The sequence below is a fragment of the Streptomyces calidiresistens genome (assembly GCF_014141525.1).
GTDB lineage: Bacteria > Actinomycetota > Actinomycetes > Streptomycetales > Streptomycetaceae > Streptomyces > Streptomyces calidiresistens.
The window spans coordinates 1-6,717 of sequence record NZ_VKHS01000245.1 but is presented as its reverse complement, the minus strand read 5'-3'; the positions used below and the strand labels follow the sequence as shown (position 1 = coordinate 6,717).

Annotated in this window: 4 protein-coding genes; 2 read left to right on the top strand and 2 right to left on the bottom strand. The window is 71.4% G+C overall.

The genetic code is table 11. The features are described 5' to 3' along the window. A partial coding sequence (locus FOE67_RS12255) for a pyridoxamine 5'-phosphate oxidase family protein (RefSeq protein ID WP_182663498.1) occupies positions 1 to 455 on the bottom strand: 455 nt, incomplete at its 3' end. A 274-nt stretch (positions 456 to 729) separates the two neighbouring features. Then, positions 730 to 2,595, bottom strand: coding sequence for a glycoside hydrolase family 6 protein (locus FOE67_RS12250; RefSeq protein WP_182663496.1), 1,866 nt, complete (start codon positions 2,593 to 2,595; stop codon positions 730 to 732). Between the two features lie 329 nt (positions 2,596 to 2,924). Between FOE67_RS12250 and FOE67_RS12245 the strand changes: the two genes are divergently transcribed. Both FOE67_RS12245 and FOE67_RS12240 read left to right on the top strand, forming a co-directional pair. After that, on the top strand, positions 2,925 to 5,618 hold the full coding sequence (locus FOE67_RS12245; protein WP_182663494.1) for a glycoside hydrolase family 48 protein: 2,694 nt from the start codon (positions 2,925 to 2,927) through the stop codon (positions 5,616 to 5,618). A 253-nt stretch (positions 5,619 to 5,871) separates the two neighbouring features. Then, positions 5,872 to 6,717, top strand: coding sequence for an SOS response-associated peptidase (locus FOE67_RS12240; protein ID WP_182663492.1), 846 nt, complete (start codon positions 5,872 to 5,874; stop codon positions 6,715 to 6,717).

Genomic DNA, 6,717 nt, shown 5'->3' with positions numbered 1-6,717 from the left:
GGGGAGATCCGGTAGACGGGGTAGGGCGGCGGTCCCGCCGTGGGGGCGCCCTCGGGGGCGTGCAGCGCGCCGTCCCGTACCTCGGTCTCCCAGCCGTGGCGGTCGAGATGGGCGAGGGACACCGCCTCCAGCATCGCCTCGTCCCCCACCCGCTCGGCGACCCCCTCGATCACCAGGTGCAGGTCGGGGGCCTGCGCGGCCAGGACACAGCGGGGCTCCACGCCGAGGTGGGCGGTCTTGCGGGTGCCGGAGCCGGTGGCGAAGTGGGGGAACCCGCCGGTGACCACGGCGAGGATCGGCACGGTGTGCGGGGCGCCGTCCCGGGAGGTGGTGGAGAGCCAACACCAGTCGCAGCCGGCGAGGGCGGCCAGGGCCTCCGACCACGCCACGGGCGAGCCCTCCGCCCCCCGCAGGTAGGGCTCGGTGGTGACGGGCACGGGACTCGACGCTGCCATGACGCTCCGCTTTCCTCCGCTACCGGGCGGGGCGCGGCGGTGGGGCACCACCGGGCCCCGGCTGTCTCCCCAGCATCGCAAAGAGGTGTGACACCCGCAGATCGACACGGCGGCAGCCGGTCGGCCGAGGGCCCCGGGGCAGGGAACCTCCCCGCGTCCGGACGCACCGGAGCCCCGGTCCGTGGGGGACCGGGGCTCCGGCTACCAGTGGGCGGTTCCTTCACCCTTCACCGTCGGGGTGGGGGTCCACCGACGGCACCGACCTCGGCGGAGGTCAGTTCACGGGCGGGTAGGCGTTGGCCAGCAGCTCCCGGAACTGCGCGGAGAACCAGTGGCCGGCGATCGGCGCGTCCGGCAGGGCCCCGGAGGGGCTGAAGCCGTTACGGGCGTTGCCCTGGTAGGCCGGGTCGCACATCTCGTCGAAGCCCTTGCCCTCGTCGTTCGGGATCTCGCGGCTGGCGCCGTCCGACTCCCCCGGGGGCTTGATCCACACGTAGGCGTCGATCCCCGGCGCGGGCGCCGCGGTCGGGCGCTCACCGAGGCCGGCACCGGCCTGGTTGCACCAGTTGCCCTTGTTGTACCGCTGCTCGATCCGGCTGCCGTCGACGTAGGCGTCGACGCTGGTCATCGGACCCGGGCCGGTGGGACGGTTCGGGCCGCCCCAACCGTTGCGGGAGGTGTCGATGAGCATGCCGATGCCGCTGTCGAAGCCCTGGCGGACCAGCTCCTGGCGGAGGGCCTGCGCGAAGCTCTGCTCGTCGACGTAGTCGTTCCAGTCGACGAACTCCGACTGCCGCACGCTGACACCGTTCACCGTGTCGGTGACCTTGAAGTACGGCTCCACGGTGGGGCTGTAGTTGGAGGTGTTGGTGATGAAGCCGTGGACGTCGGCCGGGGTGGCACCCTCGGCGTTGGCGGCCTCGTAGAAGATCCGGGCCGACGGGACGAAGTTGCTGTCCCAGCCGATCCAGCCGTGGTGGGCGGCGTCGATGTAGTTGTAGACGTTGGGGATGGCGCCCAGGGTGGCCAGCGCGTGGCCGACACCGCGGACGTAGCCCCGGTTGGCCAGCATCCGGTCGCACATCTCGGTGGCGCCCTCGCTGTTGCCGACGTTGGTCACCAGGTTCGGCAGCGAGTCGATCTCGATGACGGCGACGATCCGCAGGTCCGAGTACTTCGGGTCGGACAGGATCTCCGCGATCGGGCCGATGTACTCGTCCTTGTAGCGGTCGAGGTCATCCGGCCCGAGCTCGCCGTTGGACGCCAGGGCGGCGCAGTCACGACCGGGCAGGTTGTAGATGACGACCTGGAAGACGAAGTTGTCGTGGTCCTGCGCCTGGACGACCGCCTCGTCGAGGTGCTCGCGCAGGCCCATGGTCCGGTTGCCCGCCTGGCCGGAGCCCTCGATGGCCGCGATGCGGTCCATCCAGACGCCGGTCGGGAGGTGGGCGATCGCCGAACCGCCCGGCTCGGAGGCCGCGTTGGCCGACCACTCCGGGTTCACGTAGACGCCGGCGCCCACGTAGGGGTTGTCGACGCGCTGGCCGGTGCCGGGACCGCCGGGGCCACCGGGACCGCCGGTGCCACCGTCGTTCCCGCCGTTGCCGCCCTCGTTGCCGCCGTTGCCGCCGTTCCCGCCGTTGCCGCCGTTGCCGCCGTTCCCGCCGTTGTCACCGGGGCCGCCGTTGCCGCCGCCGTCGTCGGAGCAGTTGACGCCGTTGACCGAGAAGGAGGTCGGGGCCGCGTTGGTCCCGGAGTAGCTGAAGTTCCCGCCGAAGCTCACCGAGGAGCCGGCCGCGATGGTGCGGTTCCAGTCGAGGTTGGAGACCGTCACGTTCGACCCGGACTGCGACCACTGGGCGTTCCAGCCCTGCTGGAGCTGCTGGTTGCCGCTGTAGGAGTAGGTGAGGGTCCAGCCGTTGATCGCGGCGGAACCACCGTTGTTGATGGTGATGTTGGCCGTGAAGCCGGAGCCCCAGTCATTGGTGGCGTAGTCGACCGAGCAACCGAGCGCGTTGGCGGACGCGGTGCCCTGCAGCAGGCCGCCGGCCCCGACACCGGCCGCGAGCAGCGCGGTGGCGGAGAGAATGGCTGTGCGCTGCGTGAAGCGCCGCTTGGGTGGGGGGTTGGTGCGGCTCATTACGGTCCTCTCAGGAGGTGTCTTCTGATGCGCCGTCCCGGGCGCCTGGCTGGTGGAACCGCTCCCACTGGTTGAAGGGAAGGTAGCCGCAACAACCGCCCCTCGCCAAGGGGTCGTTCGAGAATTGACGGGCCACCAGGGGCTTAACCAGGCCTTTGAGCTGAGCTTGCGTCAAGAGTATTGACGCTTCCGGGGGTTCCCCCGATCCTTGGGAGCGCTCCCACTGGTTTCCATGCTCACGTCAGCCGAGACCGGCCGACGCACGCTCCTCCCCCCGGGGCCCCTCCCGGAGGAACCCCCCATAGAGAGCCGCACGGAAGGGACCGTCCATGCGCTTCCGCAGCACCACCGATCCCACCGGAGGGCCGCCGCCCGGCGGACCGGGGCGCAGACGACGCCCCGCCCGGCGGATCGCCGTCGCCGCCATCGCCGCGATGGCCATGCCCCTCACCCTCACCACCGCGCTCAACGGCACCGCACAGGCCAACGAGCTGAACTGCGACGTCGTCTACACCACCAACGACTGGGGCTCCGGCTTCACCGCGAACATCACCATCAACAACCTCGGGTCCACCGCCATCGACGGCTGGACCCTCACCTACGACTACACCGGCAACCAGCAGCTCCAGCAGGGCTGGAACGCCCAGTGGTCGCAGTCCGGCCGCACGGTCACCGCCTCCAACATCGACTGGAACCGGGTCATCCCGGCCGGCGGCTCCACCGGCTTCGGCGGCAACTTCTCCTACTCCGGTACCAACGAGGCCCCCACCTCGTTCCGGGTCAACGGCGTGGTCTGCGGCGACGAGGTCACCGCCCCCTCCATCGTCGCCACCCCCTCCACCGTCGCCGTCGCCCCGGGCTCCACCGCGACCTTCGGCCTGCGGCTGTCCAACCAGCCCGAGGGCAACGTCACCGTCTCCGTCGCCCGCAGCTCCGGCGACACCGGCGTGAGTGTCTCCTCCGGCACCTCGTTGACCTTCACCCCGGCCAACTGGAACACCCCGCAGCAGGTGACGGTCTCCGCCGCCGACTCCGCGAGCGGCTCGGCCGTGGTCACCGCGTCCGCGCCGGGCCTGGAGCCGGTGAACGTCACCGTCACCCTGCTCAGCGGGGCCACCGGCGAGTACGAGGAGCGCTTCCTCGAACTGCACGCCATGGTCACCGACCCGGCCAACGGCTACTTCTCCGAGGAGGGCATCCCCTACCACGCGGTGGAGACCCTCAACGTCGAGGCGCCGGACCACGGTCACGAGACGACCTCCGAGGCCTACAGCTACCTCATCTGGCTGCAGGCGATGTACGGGAAGATCACCGGTGACTGGGGCCCCTTCAACGAGGCCTGGGAAACCATGGAGCGGTACATGATCCCCGGTACCGCGGATCAGCCGACCAACAGCTTCTACAACCCCTCCAGCCCGGCGACCTACGCCGCCGAGCACCCGGAGCCCTCGTACTACCCCTCGGCGCTCGAGTCGAACGTGCCGGTCGGCAGGGACCCGCTGGCCGCCGAGCTGTCCTCGACGTACGGCACCAACGAGATCTACGGCATGCACTGGCTGCAGGACGTGGACAACGTCTACGGCTTCGGCAACGCGCCGGGCGCCCCCTGCGCCGGCGGTCCCGAGACCGAGGGCCCGTCCTTCATCAACACCTTCCAGCGCGGCTCCCAGGAGTCGGTCTGGGAGACCGTCCCGCACCCGTCCTGCGAGGACTTCTCCTTCGGCGGCCCCAACGGCTTCCTCGACCTGTACGTGCAGGACGACGGCTACGCCGAGCAGTGGCGCTACACCAACGCCCCCGACGCCGACGCCCGCGCCGTGCAGGCGGCCTTCTGGGCCAAGCGCTGGGCCGAGGAGCAGGGCAACGGCGCCGCCGTCGCCGGCACCATCGCCAAGGCCGCGCAGATGGGTGACTACCTGCGCTACGCCCTGTTCGACAAGTACTTCAAGCGGGTGGGCAACTGCACCAACGCCCAGACCTGCCCGGCCGGTACCGGCCGCGACAGCGCCCACTACCTGCTGTCCTGGTACTACGCCTGGGGCGGCGCGCTCGACCCGTCCGCCGGCTGGGCCTGGCGCATCGGCGGCAGCCACTCGCACTTCGGCTACCAGAACCCCATGGCCGCCTACGCGCTGAGCACCGACCCCGACCTGATCCCGAACTCCCCGAGCGCGCGGCAGGACTGGGCCAACAGCCTCCAGCGCCAGGTCGAGCTGTACCGCTGGCTGCAGTCCCGCGAGGGCGGCATCGCCGGTGGCGTGACCAACAGCTGGGAGGGTTCGTACGACACCCCGCCGGCCGGCACCGCCACCTTCTACGGCATGTTCTACGACGAGGCCCCGGTCTACCGGGACCCGCCGTCGAACCAGTGGTTCGGCATGCAGGCCTGGTCGATGCAGCGGGTCGCCGAGCTCTACTGGGAGACCGGCGACGAGATGGCCGGCGAGGTCCTGGACAAGTGGGTCGACTGGGTCCTGGACGAGATCCACATCGGCGAGAACGGTGACTTCTCCATCCCGTCCACGCTGTCGTGGTCCGGCCAGCCGGACAACTGGAACCCGAACAACCCCGGCCCGAACAACGGCCTGAGCGTGACCGTCACCGGCCACAACCAGGACGTCGGCGTCACCGGTTCGCTCGCCAACGCGCTGCTGTTCTACGCGGCGGCCACCGGCGACACCGCCGCCCGGGACGCGGCCAAGGGCCTGCTGGACGCCCTGTGGGAGCACCGCGACGACATCGGCATCGCCGTCCCCGAGAGCCGCGGCGACTACTCCCGGTTCGCCGAGGAGGTGTACGTCCCGCCGGGGTGGAGCGGCACCATGCCCAACGGTGACGTCGTCGAGCCCGGTTCGACCTTCCTGTCCATCCGGTCCTTCTACGAGGACGACCCGGACTGGCCGAAGGTCGAGGCGTACCTCAACGGTGGGCCGGAGCCCGTCTTCGAGTACCACCGGTTCTGGGCCCAGGCGGACATCGCCATGGCCCTGGGCACCTACGCCGACCTGTTCGGCGACGAGTGACCCGGCGGTGCCGGCGTTCCCGGGCGGGTGACGCCGGCACCGCGACCCGGTCCCGTCCCCCCTGCCACCGGCGGGGGCGGGACCGGCCGGCGGCCGGGACGGCGCCGGTCCACGCGGCGGTCCGGGGGAGGACGACCCCCGGGCCGCCGCCCCGGCGTGTCCGCCCCGTCGCGGGTCGCCCGGGCTTCTCCCGACGTGCCGGATCCGGGTGATCGACCGAGCGCTGTCGGTCCCCCGGCGTAGGCTGGGTCACATGTGCGGACGCTATGCGATCAGCCGCCGGCCGGAGGAGTTGGCGGCGCTCTTCGACATCCGGCACCTGGCCGAGGACGTCGCCGACCTCGGCCCGGACTGGAACGTCGCGCCCACCAAGCGGGTCCCCGCCGTGCTGGAGCGTCCCCTGAAGGAGGCGGACGGCGGCACCGGGGAGGGCGGGCCGGTGCGGCAGCTGCGCCCGCTGCGCTGGGGCCTGGTTCCCTCCTGGGCCAAGTCGCCCGACGTGGGCGTGAAGATGATCAACGCCCGGGCCGAGACCGTGCACGAGAAGCCCTCCTACCGCAAGCCCTTCACGGCCCGCCGCTGCCTGCTGCCCGCGGACGGCTACTACGAGTGGCTCACCTTCCACGAGGAGCGGAAGGAGGAGGAGAAGGGCCGCCGCAAGCGCTCCCGCAAACAGCCCTGGTACATCACCCCCGTCGACGGCTCGGTGATGGCGCTGGCCGGCCTCTACGAGTTCTGGCGGGACTCCACCCTGCCCGACGATCACCCGGGGGCCTGGTGGGCGACGTGCACGGTCGTCACCACCGAGGCGGAGACCGATCCGCTGCCCGGGGTGGATCCCGCCGACGTGGGTCCGAACCGCCCCGGCAGCCTTTCCGACATCCACCCCCGGATGCCGCTGGCCCTCCCCCCGGAGCGGTGGGACGCCTGGTTGGACCCGGCGCTCACCGACCCCGAGCGGGTGCGCGGCCTGCTGGACCCGCCCCCACCGGGCGGCATGCACGCCCACCCCGTCGGCGTCGCGGTGAGCAACGTGCGCAACAACGGTCCGGAGCTGACGGAGGCGCTGGCCGCGCCGGAGGAGAGCACGCTGTTCTGA

Excerpts from the sequence above, each read along its gene's own strand:
- FOE67_RS12245 (WP_182663494.1), top strand. The coding sequence starts at position 2,925 with ATGCGCTTCCGCAGCACCACCGATCCCACCGGAGGGCCGCCGCCCGGC.
- FOE67_RS12250 (WP_182663496.1), bottom strand. The coding sequence starts at position 2,595 with ATGAGCCGCACCAACCCCCCACCCAAGCGGCGCTTCACGCAGCGCACA.
- FOE67_RS12240 (WP_182663492.1), top strand. The coding sequence starts at position 5,872 with ATGTGCGGACGCTATGCGATCAGCCGCCGGCCGGAGGAGTTGGCGGCG.